Raw genomic sequence first — 22,424 nt, 5'->3', positions numbered from 1 at the left:
CCGTGTAAACGTCACGGGCACACAATCGGTCAACTAAACTTTTACTGTTTTTCCCTTTTTTCCAATGAGTCCTGACCCCTTTGTTTTTCCCGCTAGTATGGCCTGAATGACTCTGAGATCTCAACATCTCGCAGCGACTGCTTCAATCGATGCCGTCCATCACTCGTCATTGCCGTCCCCCAGACCGAAATCTTCTTTAGTTGGGTGAACATTTCTAAACTCCGCACACATCCATCGCTAGTCTTGGTATGAGCCAGAACCAATTCACTTAGCGACGGCAAACCTTGCATTCTGCCCACGCCAACATCGGTTACGCCTGATCGGGCAAGCCGAAGTACCTCTAACGTCGGGAGATCACAAAACACGCTTGCTCCGTCGTCCGCAATCTTGGAATCGAACGCCGAAAATTCAAATAGCCGCCCGAACGTCTCCCGAAGCCCGATAATCAACCCATCTGTGATCGGAGTATGAACGAACGCTAACCTCCGGAGCGAGGTCAGCGAATTTAATGCATAAATATCCTTGGACACACTCTTCGCATCAAAGACAACGAGTGAATTCAATCGTGAGCTTTTTGAGAATGTACGAAACCCTGCCCCGGTTACATCACCCGCTACACGTAGCGATCTCAGCTCCGCCAACTCTCCAATATACGAAAGAGCCTTATCGTTCGGAACAGTTACGGACAGATGCACCAACTCTTTCAGCGTTGCTAGGCTCTGAACTCCACTTTCTGTGACGCTCATTGCGCCGATTGTAAGACATCTGAGCTTCTCCAGGCCTAGGATGTGCTGCAGACATTCATCCCCTACATCAGAAACGCTATCAGAATCGACGTCCGACGTAAAATCAATCTCAACAATGTAGCCATCGGTGTCTAGGCGGAGAGTTGCTCCCAACAAGAGCAACTGTCTTGCCTTCTCAAAGTCAATAATCCCCACGCCTGAAGCAAGAGCGTGAAGATATCCGAACTGAAATAAATACGAAGCTACGCAAATAAGTACAATAGATATGGCGAACATCGCTCGAGTCGCAGCCGTTCTTAAATTCGAATACATCATTGCAAGGCCACCACAAAAAAAGACTGCCATTATAACTCTAGGGAATCGAAAAGGTGTCAGGAACGAATGGCACTGCCGTGCATCGTATTGTCGTTGTCCGCGCACACCGATGGGACGCGCGAGGTGCATGCGTCGTCCTGGAATGCCGAGAGTCAAAATAGTGTCAGGAACCATGACGGGCACGCGTGCGCACTCGGGCCGTGGCAATTTTACCTAGACATTACTCGATTTGGTCATCCCATGCACAAAGTACAGCCGGATCGAAGTCGATCGTCAATCAAAAATGCTCCTTGCACCTTGTTGATTCTCTCATATTCAATACGAGCGTTGGCGTTGTGCGAATTCGTTTTCGCGGGTGACAAAAGGGCTGGGAACGCTTCCCGGTAGTTGGGGAGACGGATTGACTGATTCGAGGAAATCGGCGAAACATCCGCCATGTGTGTGTCAGATTCCGCCGACTCGGGAGTGGTCATGTACAAGACTTTGGCGGTTTGGACTGTGGCTGCTGTGCTGGGATTGCTATTGCCCCCCCAGTTGATGGCTGGAGACTGGTCATCTGATCGAGACTTGGTGGTTGGCGGAGCAATCATAATGCATCCGAAGCTAAAACGACCTGACGGGGCTCGGAGGGGGGCTTCATCGTTCGCGGCGTATACTCCAAAAGGAGAATGGGTATTCGCAGAGGCCCGGTTGGAAATTTGGAACATGGAAAACCGCCTTTTCGCTGAGCTGCGTGGCACATCGCAGGTCGCGCAATCGATCGTGAAGCCAATTTCAGTTGAGTGATCGCCGGTTGGATTCGCCCGAAGAGTCGATTCACAACCACGTACGTATTGGATGCGCGATCCAACAGGATTTCGTTTCTTGCTCGCCGGGGGGGGCAGAAAGGGGTCAGGACTCAATGTTGTTGTTTTGGTCGTCGATTTCTGGAAAGTGGATTCTTTGCCGACCTCGATTTCTGAGCGTCGAGGCCAAACCCAGCCGTGCGGCGGCCTGTTCGATCCATTCGAGCGATCCGTGTGGGCTGCCTTTCTGAGCGGATTTGCGGATGGCAGAAAGTTCCTGCTCCGTCAAAGGCTCGTTGACCCGATGGACCCAATTGGGTGATCGAGGGATTGGCCACGGCGACAACAATGCCGGATCGGGGTCAGCCGGTTGCATCCACCGCCAAAGTGAACCCCATCTCCAGTCCTCCGCCTGCTTGACTAGCCCGGCTCGAACAGCATTCCGCTCGACGTAACGGCAAACAGTCAGAAAATGCGCATCATCCTGAATTGGAAAGCTTTTAAATCGTCCCTGGTAAACATGCCCTTCGCCCGAGGTGCGGTAATGAGCCCGGTAACGCATCGTGTGCGTCGCGGTGATCCAGCGCATGAACCGACTTAGCTCACCATCAGCGTTCGGACGCAGGACAAGATGCCAATGATTGGGCATTAGTTGGAAGCAAAAGAGCGTGACATCATAAGAAGCTAACCCTTCCGCAAGAATTCGCTCAAATGCGGCAAAGTCCTCGGATTTATGGAAAATCTCCTGCCGTCCATTGCCTCGGTTCAAGGCATGGTACAGTCCGCCAGCTTCATCGGCGCGGGGTGGTCGTGGCATGGAAGAGAAGATAGTTTCCTGCCAAGACAGAAATCAATGAGTCCTGACCCCTTTGTTTTCCCCGAAATTCCGGCCTTCTTGGTTCTCAAAGAAAGCCCTCGACGGTCTCGTTGGCAGGATTCAGCAGAGCGTCCACAAAAAATGCCGTGTCCCCAGTGACTCCCCCCCCGCGGGTCCTATCGTTCTGCGCGGACGATGACAACAACAATCGCGGCAGTGCCATTCGTTCCTGACACCTTTTTGATGCTCAGTCCGCTGTTTTCTTGCTTCCGTGCCGCAGCACCTGTCGGAGCTGGTGTTCCGCAAATTGTCGAGAGAAATTCTATTTCGTGAACCGGGATGATGACACTTCGAGCTACACCGGTCGGTCGATGCGTGTTGCTTTGGGCGCAGGGTTCTGAATGAACGACATCAGTTCCGCCTTCAGGCAGTTCACGTCACGTTCCAGACTCTCGAGCATCGCTTCCGCCTCCGACATCCGATTGTCTTTGCCCATCAGTTCGAGAGCGAGGGCCGATCGTACGGCCGCGGGAGCGTAGAAGCTGAGTAACGTCCCTTTGAGGTAGTGGCTTGCTCGATACAGCGCATGCGAATCATTTCGTTGAATGGCATCGCGGACAGCGGTGAGCGAACGCGGTGTCATTTCAGCGAACAGGTCGACGAACTCCGTCAGCGCCTCGAGATCCTCGTCGACACTCTTCATCAATTCGAGACAGTCGAACGTTTCCGTCGCGGGCGTCATCGTTCGAGTTGCCGTTTCCGGAATCGAGGCTGGCACTGCAACACTCTGGAGGACGGCCGCAAGCTCACTGGCTTTGATTGGCTTTGATAAATAGTCGTTCATTCCAGCGCCTAGGCAACGTTCACGATCCCCCTTCATGGCGTGAGCCGTCATCGCAATGATGGGGAGATGCGCGCCGGTTTCTTCCTCAATCGCCCGGATGCGTGCCGTGGCTTCGAAACCACCCATGACAGGCATTTGCACATCCATCAGAATAACGTCGAACGATTGCATCGCCAGAATTTGCAGTACTTCTGTGCCATCGTTGGCAACAACGACGGTATGTCCTTGTCGTTCGAGCATGCGTACCGCGACCTTCTGATTGATCAGGTTGTCATCGGCTAAAAGGATCTGGAGGGGTCTGATGCGAGTGGTTTCGGGGTCACTTTCCTGCGTTGTGGAGATAGGGAAGACATCGACCGAAGGTGGCTCTGCGAGTTCCATCGCAATGAGGATTGAACGCAATAGATCTGCCGCCATGATCGGTTTGACGAGATGGCTTTTGATTCCTAAGTCTCGGCATCGGGCCGCATCACCGCGTTGATTATCCGATGTCAGCATCATCACAATCGCTTTCGAGCAAGCTCGGGCCTGCTTGATCTGCTCGGACAGCGCGAATCCATTCATTCCGGGCATCTCGCTGTCGACCAGAATCAATTGGAACATCGAATTCGTGTCGGCTGCATGGCTGATGGCAGAGAGGGCTTGAGAGCCCGAATCCACGAGCGTCGGTTGCATTCCCCACTTCTTCAGCATTTCCTGCAAGATGCGCCGATTTGTGGCATTGTCATCGACGACCAGGGCCGAAAGGCCGTTCAAATTGCCAGACTTGCACGGAAGATTCTTAGAGGGAACGGCGGGGGCTCGCCCCAAAGACGCGGTGAAATGAAAGTGACTTCCGCGTCCAACATGGCTTTCAATCCAAACGCGACCACCCATCATTTCAACGAGCTGAGCCGAAATCGTGAGGCCCAGTCCGGTACCTCCGAAGCGACGAGTCGTCGAACCATCCGCCTGTGAAAAGGGCTCGAAGACTTTCGCGAGTTTTTCGGGAGGAATTCCAATACCTGTGTCCGAGACATCGAAGTGTAATACGGCGGCGTCGTTTAAATGGGATTCGACAGTGACCGTGAGTCCGACTTCTCCCTGCGCCGTAAATTTCACCGCGTTTCCAATCAGATTGATCAGAATCTGTCGCAATCTCACGGGGTCAGCCATGTGTAGGTCGGGAACCTCGTCGGCAATATCGCACGTCAGTTCCAGGCCTTTTTCGTGAGCTCGCATCGCGAGCGGCCTCAGTGTGTTGCTGATCATCTCACGTAGGTCGAGCTGGATCGGATCCAGATCGAGTTTTCCCGCTTCGATCTTGGAGAAATCGAGAATGTCATTGATCACCGTGAGCAATGCATCCGCCGATGTTTTGACCGCTTGCACATATTCTCGCTGTTCCGTCGTGAGATCCGTATCGAGCACCAGTTCTGTCATCCCGATGACGCCATTCATCGGTGTCCGAATCTCATGACTCATATTCGCGAGAAATTCGCTTTTCGAGCGGCTTGCCGATTCAGCGGCTTCTTTGGCTTTGGCCACCATCTGTTCTGATCGTTTGCGATCAGAGATGTCCCGCGTGACACCGATGAAGTGTGTCAAATACTCTCGCTCATCGTAAACGGGCGAGACGGTCAACTCATTCCAAAAGGCGGTTCCATCCTTACGATAGTTGAAGATCTCGCCTGTGAAGTCGGTTCCGTTGTTTAACGCATCTCGGATCGCTTGAATCGTACTTTGATCGGTGAGCGGACCTTGGAGAAAGCTGCAGTTTCGACCTAAGACCTCTTCTTTTTGATATCCCGTAATGAAAGAAAATGCGGGATTGGCAGACAGAATCAAGTGATTGGGTCCTGTGATAATCACGCCTTGCGACACCGCTTTCAGGGCCAAGTCACTGACTGTCAACTGTTCTTCCGCCAGCTTACGCTCTGTGATGTCCTCATGAGCGATCACAACACAACGGGTTCCTTCTGCATTAAAGCCAGTCACTCGGGCGAACCATCGCTCCTCCTTCAGGCCGTGATACGAGTATTCGGAGCGAAATTCGAACTCATCGCCAGCAGCCACGGCGCGAATTCCGGCACTCATCACGGGGGCCTGTTCAGCGTAGTGCCCGCCGCTGCAAGCAGTCGCTTCCCAAAAATTCTGCCCCAAGCTGAGGCCGACTGTGATTTGTGGATTTTCCTGCGCATAACGATTCCATGCCGCATTTGCGAAAACAATCTGTCCTAACTCGTTCAGGATGATCACCCGCGCCGAGAGAGCGTCGATCGCACTTTGGAGAAATTGCTTACAAATCATGTCACGTTACTTCTTTTATTTGCGCAAATCCTCAGGCGCCAGATCTGAGAAAACAAATCGCCGATCGATTATCTTGAAGCATCGACGAGAGTTTATGAGGTCCTGGATCAGGAAAACCCCTACAGCTCCGAGTGATCTGCATCGCGAGTGCTGACGTCGAAGGCTTTCGAAGTTCCGCACGAATCCAATTTCATGCGTCAACATATTCATGCCGCCAACATGCGACACCGGCATTTGCTTGGCTGCGGTCGAGCGATCAAGTACTGGTCAAATGTCAAAAAAATTGCCAGCTAAGTTTAGTGAAACCTGTCTCGTGGACTGCCCTGCTAATGCTTTTCGGGGTAATGGCATTCATTGGAATGGAGTTTGCGTGTGAGACCGGGCGACGATTCTGTACGTGACATTCTCCCACACCTGCAAATGGTCCAGGAGCATTCAAATGTTATCGCGCGGGCTAAGCCCAACTGATTTTGGTGTCGACTTAGATCGATCTCAATTCATCGATCTGATTGCTGAAGACTTTGAAAAACAGTTTGTGGGGCTCTGCATGATCGAAGAGTTATTGCTTCATCCCGATCAAGCCAAGCACTTTTGCGATCGGATTCGACGAAAGCATCACTGCCCAAAAGTCCCTGACGACTTCATTCTTCGGTCGCTGATGCAGAGGAAGAGGGGAATCTGGTAAGCAGATTCATGTCGGAGCAATTTGTCCGAATGCCATGTCGACTACGAACTCCAAAATGAGAGAAACCTCAAGGCATGAGCGGACACAAACGAACTTGGATTCCCACGCTCGACGGCAAGTTGCGACCCCTCGGGATCGCAGCACTAAGGACAAGATTGTCCAACGGGCCATTCGGACGGTCCTGGAATGCATCTACGAAGAGGACTTTCTGGGTTTCAGTTACAGCGATCGTCCCGGACGAAGCGGTCGCCGAGCCTTGGACTCGCTCAGCGAGGCATCCAGGCCAAGAAAGTGAACTGGATACGGGATGCGGACAACTACCACGCAATTCCATTGAACTCGACCCGGTTGTTTCCGTTCCGTACTGCGATCCAGCAAATCTGGTTACGCGTGCTACGGCGCAGGTCGCAGCGCGCCCGCCGGATGACCTGGGCCAAATTCGGAATGCTCAGCCGTCGGTGGCTACCAACGCCGAAAGTCCTGCATCCCGATCCCCACGTGAGGTTCGCTCGTCTTTATTCAAGGTAAGAGCCGTATACAGTCGTGCTGCACGTACGGATCTGTGCGGGGGGCGGTCAGCAATGACTGTCTCTACCGCGATAACCTTTTCGAGCACGCGTTCGCACTCAAGTCGTGGCTAATCCGCGGATGAACACGGTTTCCCCGTGCCAGGTTTCGAGAGTAAAAGCCAGGCTGAGAGAAGAGTGAGCGGGATGAAAATGGGGATATACGGGATCACTGTCACCAATGTTTCGGCTGGTCGTGGGTGAACCCTGATTACGGTGACGCAAATCCCATCGGGTATCAGTGTCGCACGGTAGTGAGTGCCCCGACCAACGGGTGCCGATGCGCCGATATTCGTGATCCTATTCATCCAAAGCCCAGCAACCACGCAAGCCGTCAGGAGCGTGACAACGCCAAGCTTGCGCTTCCAGTTTCTGAAGAACTCTCGCATGATCTGGCTCGCGGGCGATTCGTGGCGTCGCGGGTCACATCTCGTCGATATGCTTGGCGTCCAATATTGGCTGGCCGATTCTTGGCGAAGCTTCACGAGGAAGACGGATCGTAAACGAAGTTCCGTCCGCGACCGTCGACGTCACATCGATTCGTCCGTTATGGGACTTCGCAACTTCGCGAGCAATATACAGGCCCATCCCGATACTGCCCGGGCGGTTTTTCTTCGCGTGGTCAGCGCTACTTCCGCGAATGAGAGGATCAAAAATTTTCGGGAGTTCGCCGGGTGGAATCGGTTCGCCGCCGTTGTGAACCTTAATGATCACATTCGACGCTTCGCCGCGCAGAGAAAGCGTCACAGGGAACTCGGGCGAGCCGTGCTGAATGGCGTTGCCCATCAAGTTGGACATCGCCTGACGGATGCGATCAGAATCCCAACGTCCTTTCAGGTTGCCATCGGTGCGAAACTCAATGCTGCGATCAGGATTCGCATTACGGTACTCTCCGATCAGCTCACGGCCAAGGTCAGATAGGTCCATTGGCGCTGGGTTGACGGGCATCCCTGCGCCAAGCCGCGTTCGGGTGTAATCGAGCAAATCACTAATCATACGTTCCATCACCGAAGCGCTTCTGGCAATCCGCAGGCCGCACTCCACGATTCCCGCCTGATCGTGGCTCATCATTGGCAGTACGTTTGCGGACATCGCAATAGCACCCAAGGGGTTGCGCAAGTCGTGACTGAGAATTGCGAGGAACATATCACGGGCTTGATCAACCCGCTTTGTGTAGCTTGCAACGGCTTTTGAGAGGGATTGGTCAATCGATTCGTTGAAGCGGGTCAAATCGTCGACGTCTCGCTCATCGGCATCAGGGGCGCTGTCATGCCACAGTTGAAGCACGCTGGCGCGCAACGCGCGATACTCGCTCATCACTTCCAGCATGTCAAAACCGAGGCCCAAGCGATCAACCGCATGGGCATCCGACGCGCCATCGAGCGCGGCCGCTTCATTCGAATGCTCCAGGCCCTTTGACTTCTTCGCCCGCTCAATCACTGTTTGAGGCGACTTCATGTCGCGCGCCGTGGCGAGCAGGATTTGCTCGGCATGGTCGCGCAACGCGAGTTTGTCCAAGTGTTCGCCAGCGCCGATGGTCTGCGCGAAGTTCTCCCATCCGACCAGGATAGGCTCCACGTTTGACAGAATGAAATCCGCGAGACGCATTTGTAACTCCACGGATGTTGTATTTTTCGGTCCACCCCTAGTCTGGCAGCGGGGAGTGCTTACGGCAAGGGGGTCGATCCATGTGGCGTTCGTAAGTCTCTCTCAATTTACGATTTCCGCTTCTCCATTTCGAGGGTGATCTCTGCGGATCGGCCGGAGAGGCGTCCGATTGGCCTTTGCGTTGAGTCATGAGTCAGTGCGTGCGGCACTTCATTCGACTTTTTGAGTTCTACCGACGCAGACAAGGGGTCGGCGGCCTCGCGCAGCTCTGCAGCGATGGATGCCAGCCGTTTGTATTTTTTGTTTTCATGCCGCGAGCCAGAGATCTGACTTACGCGTCTCTGTTGCTGTGCATTTAGACACGTTGAGTCTGCGCGGAGGAATCGCCCTGGCGGCGCTTACGCGTTTTTGTTTGTCGCATGAAAAAGGCTTTCCGCGTGCCGTTGCGACCATCGTCCATATCGTGTCACCCAAAAAGGTTCCTGACACCTTTTTGGGTGACACGATAATTATTAAGATAGTGACATGTCGTCAGGCGAAGGACTTGTCAGCCACAAATATAATTGTGCTATGTGGCAGATCGGGCTCTCTGATCGCCATTGTGATATTCAATCCGGAGTCGACGACTTCCTTTTCGATCTCTTCCGGCAATCCGAAATATCTTGTCGCTATGCCGTCACTAATCAGACATTGTGTTTTTGGATCATAGCTACTCAGCTGATTACCGATAACGGGGCCACACATCGTATCAATGAGCAGCCGTCCACCCGGTTTCAATACGCGCCAAGATTCGGAGAAAAAATCCCGTCGATCGTCCCCTATGATGCAATGCAAACAATGTCCATCAAGCACGATATCGAAGTACTCATCTTCCGCAAAATGCATGTCGAGGACATTGTCGACAAAGAATCGTGTCGTTCCGCCGGCGTCAAGACATTTATTTGTTGCCCACGCTATTGCCGTGGGAGAAATGTCTATCCCTGTGACCTCATACCCTTGCTTCTCCAGGCAGAGAGAAATATTCCCTGCTCCACAGCCCAGCTCCAGTACGCGGCCACGTGTTGGCATGTCGCATAAATCAAATATTAATTTGAGTCGTCGCTCCATCTTCTCATAGGCTGCTGGTGTTTTATCCCACCCGACTGCATTTTTGTCTTTGATCAACTTACGGTAGACATCGTCATGGAGCAAATAGTGTGTGTCCATAAAGCTTGCGATCTCATTGAGCTTCCGTCAGCGCCTCTGAACTACTGAACCCTTTCCATGGTTGGTCTTCCAGAAAGGAGGGCCTTGTCCATGTTGACGCCTGCGTTGTTTCCCTCGCTGGAGCGACATGCTGCGGCGTCCAGGATGGAGCCGTTTTCACCACTCACGGATGACCAATTCTGATTTCCGATGTGTTTCCCTGGAAGCCGCCGAACAGGCTGGGAGGGCGGCTCCGATTCCGCCGCGAGCTTGGTTCGAAGCATTGCTTTGGATGCCAGGGAAATCAAGTCCATAGGCGATTATTGCCGCCGTGTATCCTTGTGCATCGAGAGCCGCGCGATGTCAAATTGAATCGTGAATCGAAAAGATGTCAACAACTTTTTAAAGCACGTGTCCCCGCTCAAGTCGTAGTAAATCCATCGAGGCGTTACTTGACTCGGTCATCCCGTGTGCGAAGCACAATCGGATCGAAGTCGAGCGTCAGTCAAAAAAAAGGTTCCTGACACCTTTTTTGATTCCACGATTAAAGCCCCGTCAGCCATCTGGCTCGCGGGGCTTTTGCGTTCCATATTGACCAGAAATCCAGCTTCTCGCATATTCCTGCCGGTTTGATAGCGTTCGATTCACGGAGGGGCGAGCGATGGTTGCGAAGCTGATTTGCGGTTTTTTGTTGTTGGCGATTGGATTTGCGGCCGGGCTGATGTACGAGATTAAAATTGGCCTGGATTATGATGAGGTGGTTAACGACGATCCGACGGTGAAAACATTCATCAGCTTGGAAGCCCCAGAAGTCACATTCTCCAACTTTGCTGGCGCCGAAACAATCATTGGCATGGCCAAACCTGAGGATTGCTTAGTCTTCGAGAGCATCGAACAGCACACAGGTAAGTTCGGGCTTGAATTTGATTCCGAGATCAGTCCTGCCAGCGCAACCACGAATTCGGACGCTAACCCCGATTCGGGGTTTGGCCTTCCAGTTTTTGAGCACATTGAGCAGGACGTTAAGATCGACTATCAGCGTGTATCGCCCGGTGACCGCTGAAATTTGCATCGTACGATACAAAAACAGCCGACGAGAGCAGGGCGTCTCGTCGGCTGTTTGCTTTATCCGTGCTCGCGTGCAATCTCAATAGCTTGCTCGTCGTCGGCATCCGCATAGATCTGCGTGACGTCTGCGTGACTGTGGCCAAGCATCACTTGGGCTGCATCCAATCCGCCGAGTTTTCTAAATTGCGTTCCTGCATTATGACGGAGCCAATGGCCAGTGAATCGAGGGATTTTCAGCTTGTCGCACGCACGTTTGATTGAATTTGAGAACGTGCCTCTCCGAATGGGAAACAGCCGATCTTTCTTGGATTTACCCTTGATGTGCTTCTTGACGATCAATTGAGCTTTCGGGCCGAAGTACAGCACGCGTCGACGCCCTTTGTATCGCATCTTGTGCTCGGGAAGCACGACCCTCAAGACGTCTGCGGAACTGTCGATCATCTCGACGGTCAGGTACACAAGTTCGCCTGGCCTCGCGCCGGTCAGTACCGCGATGTCCATCATATCTCTGATTCGCTCTTTAACTTCATTGCGAACCGCTTCTATGGTTTCCAGCGGAACAGCGGAGCGGGCTGGGTTATCTTTCGCGTCCGTGCGGCCTTTGAGCAACGGCTCCAGCGATTGCAGGCGCTGCAATACCGCAGGGCCGAACAATTCCTGAGACACGCCCCATTTGAACACCCGACGAATCCGGCTGACTGCTTTGTTGATGTAATCGCGAGTCCAAGGCTTACGCTCTTGATCGGCATTGCTCTGAATCATGCTTTCCCGAACCGCCTTGAGCGACAGTGGCCCGAAATCCGAGATCGCGGTTTCTCCAGCCAAGTCGAGAAGGGGGCGGACAGCAGACGCAATGCAGTGGAATTCGTCGTTCGGCTTGCCGTCCTTCGCGTAGTACGACCTGGCGTGCTCGACATAGAGCAGAACGAGCTCATTGATGGTCATTCCGACCGGAACAGCCTCAACGCTTCGAGTTCTGACAGGCTGACTTACCTCAGTCCCTGCGAAGTGTTTCGAGAGCGTCTGGAGATAGAGATCTCGGCTCGCTGGAGAACCATGAGGGCCGAGATAGAGATCTCGGCCCTCAATCGTAACTACTGCCCGACCGGATGACTTGTGCAGGCTAATATTCTGGGATCTTCTTCTTCGCCATCAGTGCAGCCCTTCTTGAGAATCCTGTCAAATTGACTGGATTGAATCAAGCGATTCACTGCACTGACGAAGGTCGCCAGTTTGCCTAAGTCTTTACCGGGTAACTCATTGCCCAGGACAGGAATCGAACCTGCACGCCATTGCTGGCACTAGGTCCTGAACCTAGCGCGTCTGCCAGTTCCGCCACCTGGGCTGCGGTCAGGGGAGAAAGATACGTGTTTATGTCGGCGCAAGCAAGCATCCGGCGAGGACAAAAACGACTTTGTACCGGAACCATTTTTGCGACGCCGCGCTTGCCAATCGGGAAACAATCGTTATCATTTCCCCCTCGCGGTCGAGCCCTCTGCTGCGCCGCTAGCGTAGCTCAACGGCAGAGTACCGGTTTTGTAAACCGGTGGTTGTGGGTTCAAATCCCACCGCTAGCTTTTGTCGCTCGCTGGAATGCTGTACTCTGCTGGTGTCTAATTCGGGCGCCAGTTCCTGTTAGGTTGTCTGGCGTCGAGGTTTCGTCCTCGTGGGGTTGGTGCGGGGCCGGGCCAGTTGTCGGGTTGGCTTGTGGATATTCAGGCTCGGCGGGTGTTGAGTCTTTGGTAGTTGGGGAATGTACTTCGGTTGCAAAGCGTTTCGGCGGGATACCCGAGTGGCCAAAGGGGCCAGACTGTAAATCTGGTGGCTCTGCCTTCGCAGGTTCGAATCCTGCTCCCGCCATTATCTGCTTTGTCTGCGTCACATGGATGGTTCGTTGCGGGTGTAGCTCAATGGTAGAGCTCCAGCCTTCCAAGCTGGTGGTGTGGGTTCGATTCCCATCACCCGCTCTTCGGTTGACATGTCGAGTGAAACAGACGATTCTGTGTGATGCGGTTTATTTGGGCTGGCTAGCGTTGCTGCTGTAGCTCAGTCGGTAGAGTGCGTCCTTGGTAAGGACGAGGTCAAGGGTTCGAATCCCTTCAGCAGCTCTGCTTCAGGGTTTATAAGCCTCTGTCATTGGCGACGGGGCGGGTTTCTTGTGGGTTGTGTCTCGTTGTCCGGTCGGATCTGATCGGGTGCGGCGGACGGATAAAAAGAGGATTTCGAGCAAAATGGCGAAGGAAACATTTCAACGCACAAAGCCACACGTGAACGTAGGCACGATTGGCCATATCGATCACGGCAAGACAACCACCACGGCTGCAATCCTGGCTGTGCAAACCGCTAAGGGGCTGGCAAAGTTCAAGACCTATGCGGATATCGCCAAGGGCGGTACGGTTCGTGACGATACGAAGACCGTGACGATCGCCGTGAGTCACGTTGAATACGAAACTCCTAATCGTCACTACGCTCACATCGATTGCCCTGGTCACGCTGACTATATCAAGAACATGATCACCGGTGCCGCCCAGATGGACGGCGCGATCCTGGTTGTGTCGGCCGCTGACGGTCCGATGCCACAGACTCGCGAGCACATCCTGTTGGCCAAGCAGGTGAACGTTCCCGCTCTGGTTGTGTTTCTCAATAAGTGCGATCTCGTCGATGACGAAGAGTTGCTTGAATTGGTTGAGATGGAAGTTCGTGACTTGTTGAACAAGTACGAATTCCCAGGCGACGACATTAAGATCGTTCGCGGAAACGCCAAGGGTGCGTTGGATAATCCAGCCGATCCTAAGTACAGCGATTGCATCACGAAGTTGATGGAAGCGTTGGATTCGGATATTCCCGAACCAACTCGCGACACCGACAAGCCCATGTTGATGGCCATCGAAGACGTCTTCTCGATCGAAGGCCGCGGTACCGTGGTGACTGGCCGTATCGAGCAGGGTGTGCTCAAGGTTGGTGACAAGGTAACGCTGCTCGGATTGGCCGATCCTCAGGAAACGGTCTGTACCGGCGTGGAAATGTTCCAGAAGACGCTGGATCAAGGTCAAGCTGGCGATAACGTTGGGGTGCTGCTCCGCGGTATCCGCAAGGAAGACGTTCAGCGTGGTCAGGTGCTCGCGAAGCCGGGTTCGATCAAGCCACACTCGAAGTTCGAAGCTCAGGTTTACGTGTTGAGCAAGGAAGAAGGCGGTCGCCATACCCCATTCTTCAGCGGATATCGTCCTCAGTTCTACTTCCGTACGACCGACGTGACGGGTGCTGCGAACCTGTTGGATGGCGCTGAGATGTGTATGCCTGGCGATAACGTCAAGCTCGAAGTGACTCTTGGTAAGCCGATCGCCATGACCGAAAACGTTCGCTTCGCGATTCGCGAAGGGGGCAAGACGGTCGGTTCGGGCGTGGTCACCAAGATTCTTGAGTAGTTTGCGGAATGGCCTCATGTGTTGAGGTGTCTGTTGCGGGATCTGGCTGCGGCGTTGGTCTGCGGTTGTTGGATCGGATTGTCGATTATCGCGAGGTGCCGCATCGACCGTGCGGCGCCTTTGGCGATAAGGTCAGAAGAGTAGAGGCACCGAAATGGCGCGTGAATTCGTTTGGTTGGAGTGTACGGAAACGGGGCTGCGGAACTACCGAATCTCGAAAGAGACCAAGGGAACCGAGCGACTCGAGTTGAAGAAGTATAATAAGAAGCTTCGTCGACATACCGTCCACAAAGAGTCTCGCAAGAAGTGATCCTGTTCGACTCGGACGGGCGTAGCTCAATTGGCAGAGCACTGGATTCCAAATCCAGGTGTTGGGGGTTCAAGTCCCTCCGCCCGTGTTTTGGATTTGAATCGGAGAGTTGGAAGGATTTATGGCGAAGGCTCAACGTGAAACGCTGTTGAAATGCATGCTGAGCACCGAGCTGTATCAGTGGAAGCAAGGCAGGGTGCTCAGGCGGACAACCGCTGGAGCGATCTTGCTGGCTTTCCTGTTAGCCAGTCAAGCTTTGTATCATTCCGTGCTTTATGACTTGGGGTTGACCGGGGCGTGGTTTACGTTCCTGCCGACATCGATTCAGCAATGGCCGATCGGGTATTGGCTGGTTGGCTTGATGAATTTGATTGGTCTTTGGGTTGCGTTTCGGGCGGTCAATTATCCGGTGTTTGCCGATTTCTTGATCGACGTCGAATCCGAGATGACGAAAGTGACTTGGCCGACTTGGGCAGAGTTACAGCGGGCGACGGTGGTGGTTCTGGGTACAATGTTCATCTTCAGTGCTTTGCTGTTTGGTTATGACGTTGCATGGCAGAAGTTCTTGGAGTTGACAGGTGTCTTGAGGTTGTCCTCTTAATCACGCACGGTTGTCGGTTGGTCAGATGGTTTGGTGCGTTGGTTACTCTCCGAAGGGCTCTAATTATGACACCGGAATCCACACCTGAGGGTTCCTCAAGCGGCCATATGGAGTGGTACGTTCTGAAGATTCAGAGTAATCGCGAGAAGACAATTCGCGACTCGCTGCTTCGGAGAATGCGACAAGAGGGATTGCAGGACTTTTTCGGTGAGATCGTGATTCCCACTGAAAAGATCGTTGAGAATCGGAATGGGAAGAAGCGCGTCATCGAACAGAAGCTGTATCCTGGGTATCTGATGATCCAGATGGTTCTGAATGATGACACGTGGTATTTGGTGCGAAGCACAAGTGGCGTCGGGGACTTTACTGGATCATCCGGAAAGCCGTCGCCTATGCCCGTGCACGAGATCCATCGGATGTTGGGTGCCGGTCAGTCGGTGGTCGAAGAGCCAGCCAAGGTCAAGCATGATCTCAAGGCGGGTGATTCGGTGAAGATTATCGAAGGGCCATTCGCCTCGTTTGACGGGTCGGTGGGCAGTGTGGACGCCAGTAGTGGCAAGTTGACGGTCATGATCGAGATCTTCGGTCGAAGCACGCCCGTGGACGTGGAAGCGTGGCAGGTCGAGCGAGTTTAGTCACGGTGTAGATGCTGATTGAGCGGAGATGACAGGTGGCGAAAAAAGAAGCGAAGATTAAGGCCCAGGTCAAGGTTCAGATTGCGGGTGGCAAGGCGACGCCTGCTCCTCCAGTCGGTACGGCACTGGGCCCTCACGGGATTAATCTCGGGCAGTTCGTACTGCAGTTCAATGAGAAGACGCGTGATTTGAACGGGATGATTGTTCCCGTTGTGATCACGATCTTCGAAGATCGGTCGTTTACGTTCGTCTTGAAGAGCCCTCCGGCGTCGGTGCTGCTGAAGCAAGCGGCGAAGATCGCGACGGGTGCTCACAATGCGCGAACGGAGAAGGTCGGAACGGTCACCCAGGCTCAGTTGCTGGAAATTGCCAAGGTGAAGTTCGAAGATTTGAATTCGTCCAGCGTTGAGCAGGCTGCTAAGATGATCGCCGGCACCGCCCGCAGTATGGGAATCGAAGTGATTTGAGTCGCGGCGAACCGCGTGAGAGACGCGAGTTTTCTTGAGCTCGTTGTGTTCCGCGGATCGACACGGTAACGTCAGCCGGTTGACAAAGTTCTTTATTTTTGTGGTCGCGAGTTTTGAAATGGCACGTCAGTCAAAGCGAATCCAGCATATCACCAAGGTTCTCGAAGCCACGCCATCGGCTGATTTGCCGACCGCGGTTGAGATCTTGAAGAAGATCGAAGGCGGATTGCCTGAGAAGATTCGGAAGTGCCGATTCGATCAGACCGTCGCAATCTCGGTTCGTTTGGGTGTTGATCCCAAGCAGGCTGACCAGATCGTGCGTGGTTCGATCGTGTTGCCTCATGGAATTGGTAAAGCCCAGCGAGTCCTGGTGTTTACACAGGGCGAGAACGCTGCGATCGCGACGGCCGCCGGGGCTGATTTCGTGGGCGGCAAGGAATTGGCCGACAAGATTCGTGGCGGCTTCATGGATTTCGACGTGGCGATTGCCACGCCGGACATGATGGGTGTCGTCGGTCCACTCGGTAAGGTGTTGGGCCCTCGCGGTTTGATGCCATCGCCTCGAGCCGGCACCGTGACCCAGGACGTTGCGTCCGCGGTGAAAGAGTACAAGGCAGGTAAGGTTGAGTTCCGCGTCGATGCTGGCGGAAATGTTCACTGCGTCGTCGGGCGCTTGTCGTTTGATCACCAGAAGCTGGTTGAGAACGTCGAAGCGTTGCTGAAGTACATTCGATCGCTGAAGCCAGCGACGTCGAAGGGTCAGTACATTCGCAATATCTGTATCGGCGCAACGATGACGCCCAGCATCACTGTGGCTGTCTAGTCGACATTCGAAATTCCTTCCGGTTGGTTAGAATCTCATGAGCAAGCTAGTCAAAGATTTGATGATCGACGGCATCCAAAAGGTTGTCGGTGATTGTCGTGAAGTGGTGGTCCTCGACGTATCGAAGGTTGACGCGGTCAGCGCGAACCGATTGCGTCTGGCTCTGCGAAAGAAGAATATTCGTCTGCTTGGGGTCAAGAACGCTGTGGCGCGTCGGGCCTTGGGTCAGATTGGTCTGTCGGGTGTCGGCCAGGCATTGGTCGGTCCGTCGACGTTGGCATTCGGCGGTGAAGACATCGTCGCGTTGTCGCGTGAGTTGACGGAATGGGCCACGAAGATCAAAGTGCTGGAGATTAAAGGTGGCGGGCTCGGCGAGACCCCGTTGACCGCTCCAGACGTGGAAACGCTCAGCAAGAGCCCTGGTCGTAAGGAAATGCTGTCGCAGTTGGTTGGCCTGATTCTGTCACCAGGAGCCCGCGTGTCGGGAGCTGTCTTGGGTGCCGGGGGTAAACTGGCTGGACAAGTGAAAACGCTGAGTGAGCGTGCGGAATAGTCGAACAAGAATGTCGCTCGGATGGTTTGGGCGGTCTGGAATTCGACTTGGGACGATTCTGTTTGTGTGAGTTTAGAAAGGTTGAACTGGTATGACCGAAGCGACGTTTGACGCCGCAACGAAAGAGTTGGGCGACAAGATCGTGGGCCTGACACTGTTGCAAGCGAAGGCGCTGTCCGATTATTTGAAGGAAGTCCACGGGATTGAGCCCGCCGGTGGCGGGGTCGTTATGGCCGCTGCTCCTGGTGCTGGTGGCGGGGCTGCTCCTGCTGCTGAAGCCAAGACCGAGTTCGACGTGGTTCTGACCGGATTCGGCGACGCCAAGATCAATGTGATCAAGGTTGTTCGTGGAGCAACCGGTCTGGGCTTGAAAGAAGCTAAGGACCTGGTCGAAGGTGTGCCTAAGCCACTGAAGACCGGTGTTTCCGAAGACGAAGCTAAGAAGTTGAAGGCCGAAATCGAACAAGCCGGCGGTACTTGCGAGATCAAGTAACTCAGTTTCGTTCGTCTCTTTGCTGCCCAAACCATACTGTGCTGACTCGTACTTCTTGAATTTGGTGACTTGATTGGCCCGGAGAGACGCTTGGCTCTTTCCGGGCTGATCGCTCTTGTACTTGAAGCACTTGTGCGGCTTCGGGCCGTCAGGTGCGTAGTTGTAAGAAGAGTGTCGCGATGAGTGACCCGGAGCTTCGGGGCATCGCGTGCATTCGTGGTTTTTGCGGCAATTGATGCCGCAGTGATCTTGACCAGTTCCTTGTGCCACGGTCATTCAAGGCGTCCCGGCGGCGGGGTTGTCTTGGTGTTCGCGGCGGACGCGCTCGGTTCGGGTTACCCTGAAGGGATTTTGATCGATGCCGATTCCTGCCACTCGAGTTGTTCAGACCAATGAAATTCGCAATTACGGTTCAATTCAGGGCACATTTGAAATCTCGGATCTGACAAAGATTCAGACCGATTCATATGTCCGTTTTCTCCAATTGGAAGCTGACGCGCGCGAGCGAAAGGACGAAGGACTCGAGGCAATTCTGCGTGAAGTCTTCCCGATTGAAAGTTACGACGGGAAGTACCGACTCGAGTACATTAAATACGAATTGGGCAAACCACGCTATACCCAGTTGGAGTGTCGCCAGCTGCGATTGACGTTCGGTCGCCCCTTCCGGATCTGGCTGCGGCTCGTGAAAGAGCAGCCGATTGAAGAGGAAGTTTACCTCGGCGATATGCCAATTATGATTGGCGGCGGCGAGTTCATCATTAACGGCGCCGAGCGCGTCGTGGTGAGCCAGTTGCACCGTTCTCCCGGTGTGGACTTCGTGCAGGGCGCAGAGCCTGGCGAACGAAAACAATTTTCTTGCCGCGTGATTCCGGAACGCGGAAGCTGGATCGAAATCGTCATCAGCAAACGCGATACGCTGGGTGTACGAATTGACCAGAGCGGAAAATTTTCGGCGATGACGTTCCTGCGGGCAATGAATCCCGAGTACGGTAGCAGCGCCGCCCTGGTGAAGCTGTTCTATAAGACCGCGACGGTGAAGTTTGGCAAGGACGATGTCTACGCATCACTGCTCGGCAAGTATGCGGCTGACGAAATCGTGTACCCCGCCAAGCACGAGAAGGTCGGCGAGATCATTGTCGAATTGGGCCACGTGATCACGAAGTCGGCGGTCGAAGAGATTCGGACGTCGGGTCTGAAGTCGGTGGATATCATCGAAGAGATGGATGATGCTCTGGCGCTGTCCAGCATTCTTGAAGATCCGACGGTCACGCACGAAGACGCGTTGCTGCGAATCTATCAGCGATTGCGTCCCGGAAATCCTCCACAGCTTGAGAAGGCGATTGAGCTGTTCAATGAGAAGTTCTTTGACGCGAATCGATATCGATTGGGCCGCGTTGGACGGTTCCGCATCAATCGCAAGTTCGATCAGGACGTTCCTGATACGGAAATGACGTTGAAGGCGGAAGATATCGTCAACTCGATCCGCTACGTTATCAAGCTGCGAATTGGTGATTCGGTCGCACATGTGGACGATATCGATAACCTCGGAAATCGTCGCCTGCGGACGATCGACGAATTGGCCGCGGAAGAAATTCGAAAAGGCTTCCTGAAGCTGCGACGCACGGTACAAGAGCGGATGCAGATGAAGGACGTCGAAGAAATGTCACCGCGAACGCTGGTGAATCCGAAGAGCGTGTCGGCCGCGATTGAGTACTTCTTCGGCCGCGGCGAATTGTCGCAGGTCGTCGATCAGACGAATCCTTTGGCAACGTTGACGCACGAGCGTCGACTGAGTGCTCTTGGACCTGGCGGCTTGAATCGAAAGCGTGCCGGCTTCGAAGTCCGCGACGTTCATATCTCGCACTACGGGCGTATCTGTCCAATTGAAACGCCTGAAGGTACGAATATCGGTTTGATCTCGAGCCTTAGTATCTTCGCAAAGGTCGATGATTACGGGTTCTTGATTACACCGTATCGCTCGGTCGTTGAGCGTAAAGTGAGCGAAGAAGTCAAGTGGCTGCGAGCTGATGAAGAATCACGAGTCTTTATCGCTCCTGCTGATACGACGGTCCGCGATGGCAAGATTGCCGACGATCGCGTGATGGCGCGATTCCATAATGACGTGGTGTGGATTGCTGCGACCGATGTGCACTACATCGACGTGTCGCCATGCCAGATGGTTGGTGTGTCTGCCGGTTTGATTCCGTTCCTTGAGCACGACGATGCGAACCGCGCACTGATGGGTTCGAACATGCAACGGCAAGGCGTTCCGCTGCTGGTGGCTGAATCGCCACTGGTCGGGACAGGCCTTGAGAGCGCCGTGGCCGAGAGTTCGGGGATGGTGCTGCGAGCCGAGAAGTCCGGAAAGATCACGTATGTCGATGCGGATCGAATTGAGCTCGAAGGAAAGTCGTTCCCGCTGCGTAAGTACACTGGTCTGAATGAGCGAACCTGTCTGAACCAGCGGCCGATCGTCAAGGTTGGTCAGCGAGTCAAGAAGGGCGAAATTCTGTGTGACAGTGCGGCAACGTCGAAGGGCGAGTTGGCTCTTGGTCGTAACGTGCTTGTGGCATTCATGTCGTTCGACGGCTTCAACTTTGAAGATGCGATCATTCTGTCGGAGCGTCTGGTGAAGGAAGACGTTTACACGTCCATCCACATCGACGAGTTCGACGTCGAAGTTCGCGAAACCAAACTGGGCCGTGAAGAGTTTACGCGAGACATTCCGAACGTCAGCGAGAAGGCATTGCGCCATCTCGATGAAGAAGGGATCGTCAAGATCGGGACGTATGTCGAGCCTGGCGACATTCTGGTTGGTAAGGTTTCGCCGAAAGCGAAGACCGAATTGACGCCGGAAGAAAAGCTGCTGCATGCGATCTTCGGTCGGGCAGGGGAAGACGTGAAGAACGAATCGCTGGAAGTACCGAGCGGTACCGAAGGGATCGTAATTCATACCGAGAAGTTCTCACGCCGGATGAGCCTGTCAGAAGGTGACCGCAAGAAGTTTGAAGCGGACCTGAAAAAGGTTGAAGACAGCGGAAATGAAGCAGTGGCGGCAGCGTTCCGCGAGTTCCTCAAGGAATTCGAGAAGGCTCTCGAGAAGAAGCTGACGGACGACGACGGCCGCGACATCCGGACGATCGCGGATGATAAGTTCGTTGCGACTTATGCCGAGAATTTCCTAGGCAAGTTCGAGACGCTCGATATCAAGAGCCCGCAGAAGCGTTCGGAATGTAAGAAGGTCATCAAAGAACAATGGACGCCTGTTGAAGATGCGATTGATTCCCGTGACCGCAAGCTGAACACGATGAAGCGTGGCGATGAATTGCCAAGCGGCGTGTTGCAGATGGTGAAAGTCTATGTCGCGTCGAAACGACAGATTTCGGTCGGTGACAAGATGGCTGGTCGGCACGGTAACAAGGGGGTGATCTCGAAGATCCTGCCCGAGGAAGACATGCCGTTCCTGGCTGACGGAACGCCCGTCGACATCATTCTGAATCCGCTGGGCGTGCCGAGCCGTATGAACGTGGGTCAGATTCTGGAGACACACTTGGGGTGGGCCGCCGCGAAGCTGGGCTTCAAGGTTCGCAGTCCGGTGTTCGACAGCCCTTCAGAAGATACGGTCCGCGCATTGCTGGTCGAGGCGGGTTTGCCTGAAGACGGCAAGGCGCAGCTGCACGACGGACGCACGGGCGAGCCGTTCGAGCAGAAGACGACCGTGGGTTATATCTACATGCTCAAACTGCACCACTTGGTCGAAGACAAGGTACACGCACGAGCCACTGGACCGTACTCGCTGATCACGCAGCAGCCACTGGGTGGTAAGGCGCGGTTCGGCGGTCAGCGATTCGGTGAGATGGAAGTGTGGGCGCTTGAAGCGTACGGTGCAGCCTACATTCTGCAAGAATTGTTGACGGTGAAGAGTGACGATGTGGAGGGACGTACGAAAATCTACGAATCGATGGTCAAGGGTGAAAACACTCTGGAGGCGGGTACCCCCGCCAGCTTCGAAGTGCTGAATAACGAAATTCGCGGGCTGTGCTTAAACATGCAGCTCGAAAAGAGCCCGACCTGAGCTGTTTCTGAAGTCATGGATCGTCGTCCGCTGCCGGCTTCATCCGTCAGGATTTGAGCCGGCCGACGATTCAGGCCGCTTTCAACGTCCGAACAATTCGACTTCCCGCCTGCCAAACGAAGGAGCACGCC

17 protein-coding genes, 6 tRNA genes and 1 pseudogene are annotated in these 22,424 nt (G+C 54.0%); 17 read left to right on the top strand and 7 right to left on the bottom strand.

Going from position 1 to position 22,424, the window contains the following annotated elements; genetic code table 11:
* Nucleotides 1-92 precede the first annotated feature (92 nt).
* The 3 genes from OSO_RS0132915 to OSO_RS46055 all read right to left on the bottom strand — a co-directional run bounded on the left by OSO_RS0132915 (nucleotide 93) and on the right by OSO_RS46055 (nucleotide 5,796).
* The gene (locus tag OSO_RS0132915; protein WP_040592741.1) at nucleotides 93-1,091 is read right to left on the bottom strand and encodes a leucine-rich repeat domain-containing protein; all 999 of its coding nucleotides are present in this window, start codon (nucleotides 1,089-1,091) and stop codon (nucleotides 93-95) included.
* Between the two features lie 861 nt (nucleotides 1,092-1,952).
* Nucleotides 1,953-2,663: a transposase gene (locus OSO_RS0132900; RefSeq protein WP_010587132.1), complete on the bottom strand. Its 711-nt coding sequence runs from the start codon at nucleotides 2,661-2,663 to the stop codon at nucleotides 1,953-1,955.
* 355 nt (nucleotides 2,664-3,018) lie between these two features.
* Complete coding sequence (locus tag OSO_RS46055) at nucleotides 3,019-5,796, bottom strand: hybrid sensor histidine kinase/response regulator (RefSeq protein WP_010587131.1); 2,778 nt, start codon at nucleotides 5,794-5,796, stop codon at nucleotides 3,019-3,021.
* 439 nt (nucleotides 5,797-6,235) lie between these two features.
* On the opposite strand from OSO_RS46055, the gene OSO_RS0132885 reads away from it, so the two are divergent.
* Together OSO_RS0132885 and OSO_RS52755 are read left to right on the top strand one after the other, a co-directional pair.
* Complete coding sequence (locus OSO_RS0132885; RefSeq protein WP_010587130.1) at nucleotides 6,236-6,481, top strand: hypothetical protein; 246 nt, start codon at nucleotides 6,236-6,238, stop codon at nucleotides 6,479-6,481.
* An 86-nt stretch (nucleotides 6,482-6,567) separates the two neighbouring features.
* Nucleotides 6,568-6,796, top strand: a pseudogene (locus tag OSO_RS52755) (group II intron reverse transcriptase/maturase); the annotation flags it as partial.
* A 674-nt stretch (nucleotides 6,797-7,470) separates the two neighbouring features.
* Here OSO_RS52755 and OSO_RS46050 read toward each other — a convergent pair.
* Both OSO_RS46050 and OSO_RS48905 read right to left on the bottom strand, forming a co-directional pair.
* Nucleotides 7,471-8,655 carry a sensor histidine kinase gene (locus OSO_RS46050; RefSeq protein ID WP_010587129.1) on the bottom strand — a complete coding sequence of 395 codons (1,185 nt, stop codon included), beginning with the start codon at nucleotides 8,653-8,655 and terminating at the stop codon, nucleotides 7,471-7,473.
* 531 nt (nucleotides 8,656-9,186) lie between these two features.
* Complete coding sequence (locus tag OSO_RS48905) at nucleotides 9,187-9,861, bottom strand: class I SAM-dependent methyltransferase (protein ID WP_010587128.1); 675 nt, start codon at nucleotides 9,859-9,861, stop codon at nucleotides 9,187-9,189.
* A gap of 640 nt (nucleotides 9,862-10,501) precedes the next feature.
* On the opposite strand from OSO_RS48905, the gene OSO_RS0132860 reads away from it, so the two are divergent.
* A complete protein-coding gene (locus OSO_RS0132860) occupies nucleotides 10,502-10,903 on the top strand; it encodes a hypothetical protein (protein ID WP_010587126.1) in 402 nt (133 codons plus the stop codon).
* Between the two features lie 62 nt (nucleotides 10,904-10,965).
* Here OSO_RS0132860 and OSO_RS0132855 read toward each other — a convergent pair whose 3' ends face one another.
* Together OSO_RS0132855 and OSO_RS0132850 are read right to left on the bottom strand one after the other, a co-directional pair.
* Entirely contained in the window at nucleotides 10,966-11,853 is an 888-nt protein-coding gene (locus OSO_RS0132855) for a tyrosine-type recombinase/integrase (RefSeq protein ID WP_010587125.1), read from the bottom strand.
* 316 nt (nucleotides 11,854-12,169) lie between these two features.
* Nucleotides 12,170-12,253, bottom strand: a tRNA-Leu gene (locus OSO_RS0132850).
* A 160-nt stretch (nucleotides 12,254-12,413) separates the two neighbouring features.
* Here OSO_RS0132850 and OSO_RS0132845 point away from each other — a divergent pair.
* From OSO_RS0132845 to rpoB, 14 genes are all read left to right on the top strand, one after another.
* Nucleotides 12,414-12,485 (top strand) — tRNA-Thr (locus OSO_RS0132845).
* A gap of 201 nt (nucleotides 12,486-12,686) precedes the next feature.
* Nucleotides 12,687-12,768, top strand: a tRNA-Tyr gene (locus OSO_RS0132840).
* A gap of 36 nt (nucleotides 12,769-12,804) precedes the next feature.
* A tRNA-Gly gene (locus OSO_RS0132835) sits at nucleotides 12,805-12,875 on the top strand.
* A gap of 68 nt (nucleotides 12,876-12,943) precedes the next feature.
* Nucleotides 12,944-13,016 (top strand) — tRNA-Thr (locus OSO_RS0132830).
* A 123-nt stretch (nucleotides 13,017-13,139) separates the two neighbouring features.
* Nucleotides 13,140-14,336: an elongation factor Tu gene (tuf, locus tag OSO_RS0132825; protein WP_010587124.1), complete on the top strand. Its 1,197-nt coding sequence runs from the start codon at nucleotides 13,140-13,142 to the stop codon at nucleotides 14,334-14,336.
* Nucleotides 14,337-14,490: 154 nt separating this feature from the next.
* Nucleotides 14,491-14,646 carry a 50S ribosomal protein L33 gene (rpmG, locus tag OSO_RS0132820; RefSeq protein ID WP_010587123.1) on the top strand — a complete coding sequence of 52 codons (156 nt, stop codon included), beginning with the start codon at nucleotides 14,491-14,493 and terminating at the stop codon, nucleotides 14,644-14,646.
* Nucleotides 14,647-14,661: 15 nt separating this feature from the next.
* Nucleotides 14,662-14,734, top strand: a tRNA-Trp gene (locus OSO_RS0132815).
* A gap of 33 nt (nucleotides 14,735-14,767) precedes the next feature.
* Nucleotides 14,768-15,247, top strand: a complete 480-nt coding sequence (gene secE, locus OSO_RS0132810) for a preprotein translocase subunit SecE (RefSeq protein ID WP_010587122.1) — start codon at nucleotides 14,768-14,770, stop codon at nucleotides 15,245-15,247.
* Nucleotides 15,248-15,312: 65 nt separating this feature from the next.
* Nucleotides 15,313-15,882: a transcription termination/antitermination protein NusG gene (gene nusG / locus OSO_RS0132805; protein WP_040592737.1), complete on the top strand. Its 570-nt coding sequence runs from the start codon at nucleotides 15,313-15,315 to the stop codon at nucleotides 15,880-15,882.
* Between the two features lie 35 nt (nucleotides 15,883-15,917).
* On the top strand, nucleotides 15,918-16,349 hold the full coding sequence (gene rplK, locus OSO_RS0132800; protein WP_010587120.1) for a 50S ribosomal protein L11: 432 nt from the start codon (nucleotides 15,918-15,920) through the stop codon (nucleotides 16,347-16,349).
* 118 nt (nucleotides 16,350-16,467) lie between these two features.
* Entirely contained in the window at nucleotides 16,468-17,172 is a 705-nt protein-coding gene (rplA, locus tag OSO_RS0132795; protein WP_010587119.1) for a 50S ribosomal protein L1, read from the top strand.
* Between the two features lie 37 nt (nucleotides 17,173-17,209).
* Nucleotides 17,210-17,725 carry a 50S ribosomal protein L10 gene (gene rplJ / locus OSO_RS0132790; RefSeq protein ID WP_010587118.1) on the top strand — a complete coding sequence of 172 codons (516 nt, stop codon included), beginning with the start codon at nucleotides 17,210-17,212 and terminating at the stop codon, nucleotides 17,723-17,725.
* Between the two features lie 91 nt (nucleotides 17,726-17,816).
* Complete coding sequence (gene rplL / locus OSO_RS0132785) at nucleotides 17,817-18,218, top strand: 50S ribosomal protein L7/L12 (protein WP_010587117.1); 402 nt, start codon at nucleotides 17,817-17,819, stop codon at nucleotides 18,216-18,218.
* Between the two features lie 358 nt (nucleotides 18,219-18,576).
* On the top strand, nucleotides 18,577-22,293 hold the full coding sequence (gene rpoB / locus OSO_RS0132780) for a DNA-directed RNA polymerase subunit beta (RefSeq protein ID WP_010587116.1): 3,717 nt from the start codon (nucleotides 18,577-18,579) through the stop codon (nucleotides 22,291-22,293).
* The last annotated feature ends 131 nt before the right edge of the window (nucleotides 22,294-22,424 follow it).

The sequence above is a fragment of the Schlesneria paludicola DSM 18645 genome (assembly GCF_000255655.1).
GTDB lineage: Bacteria > Planctomycetota > Planctomycetia > Planctomycetales > Planctomycetaceae > Schlesneria > Schlesneria paludicola.
The sequence above is the reverse complement of the archived record's forward strand: the minus strand, read 5'-3'. Positions and strand labels throughout refer to the sequence as shown.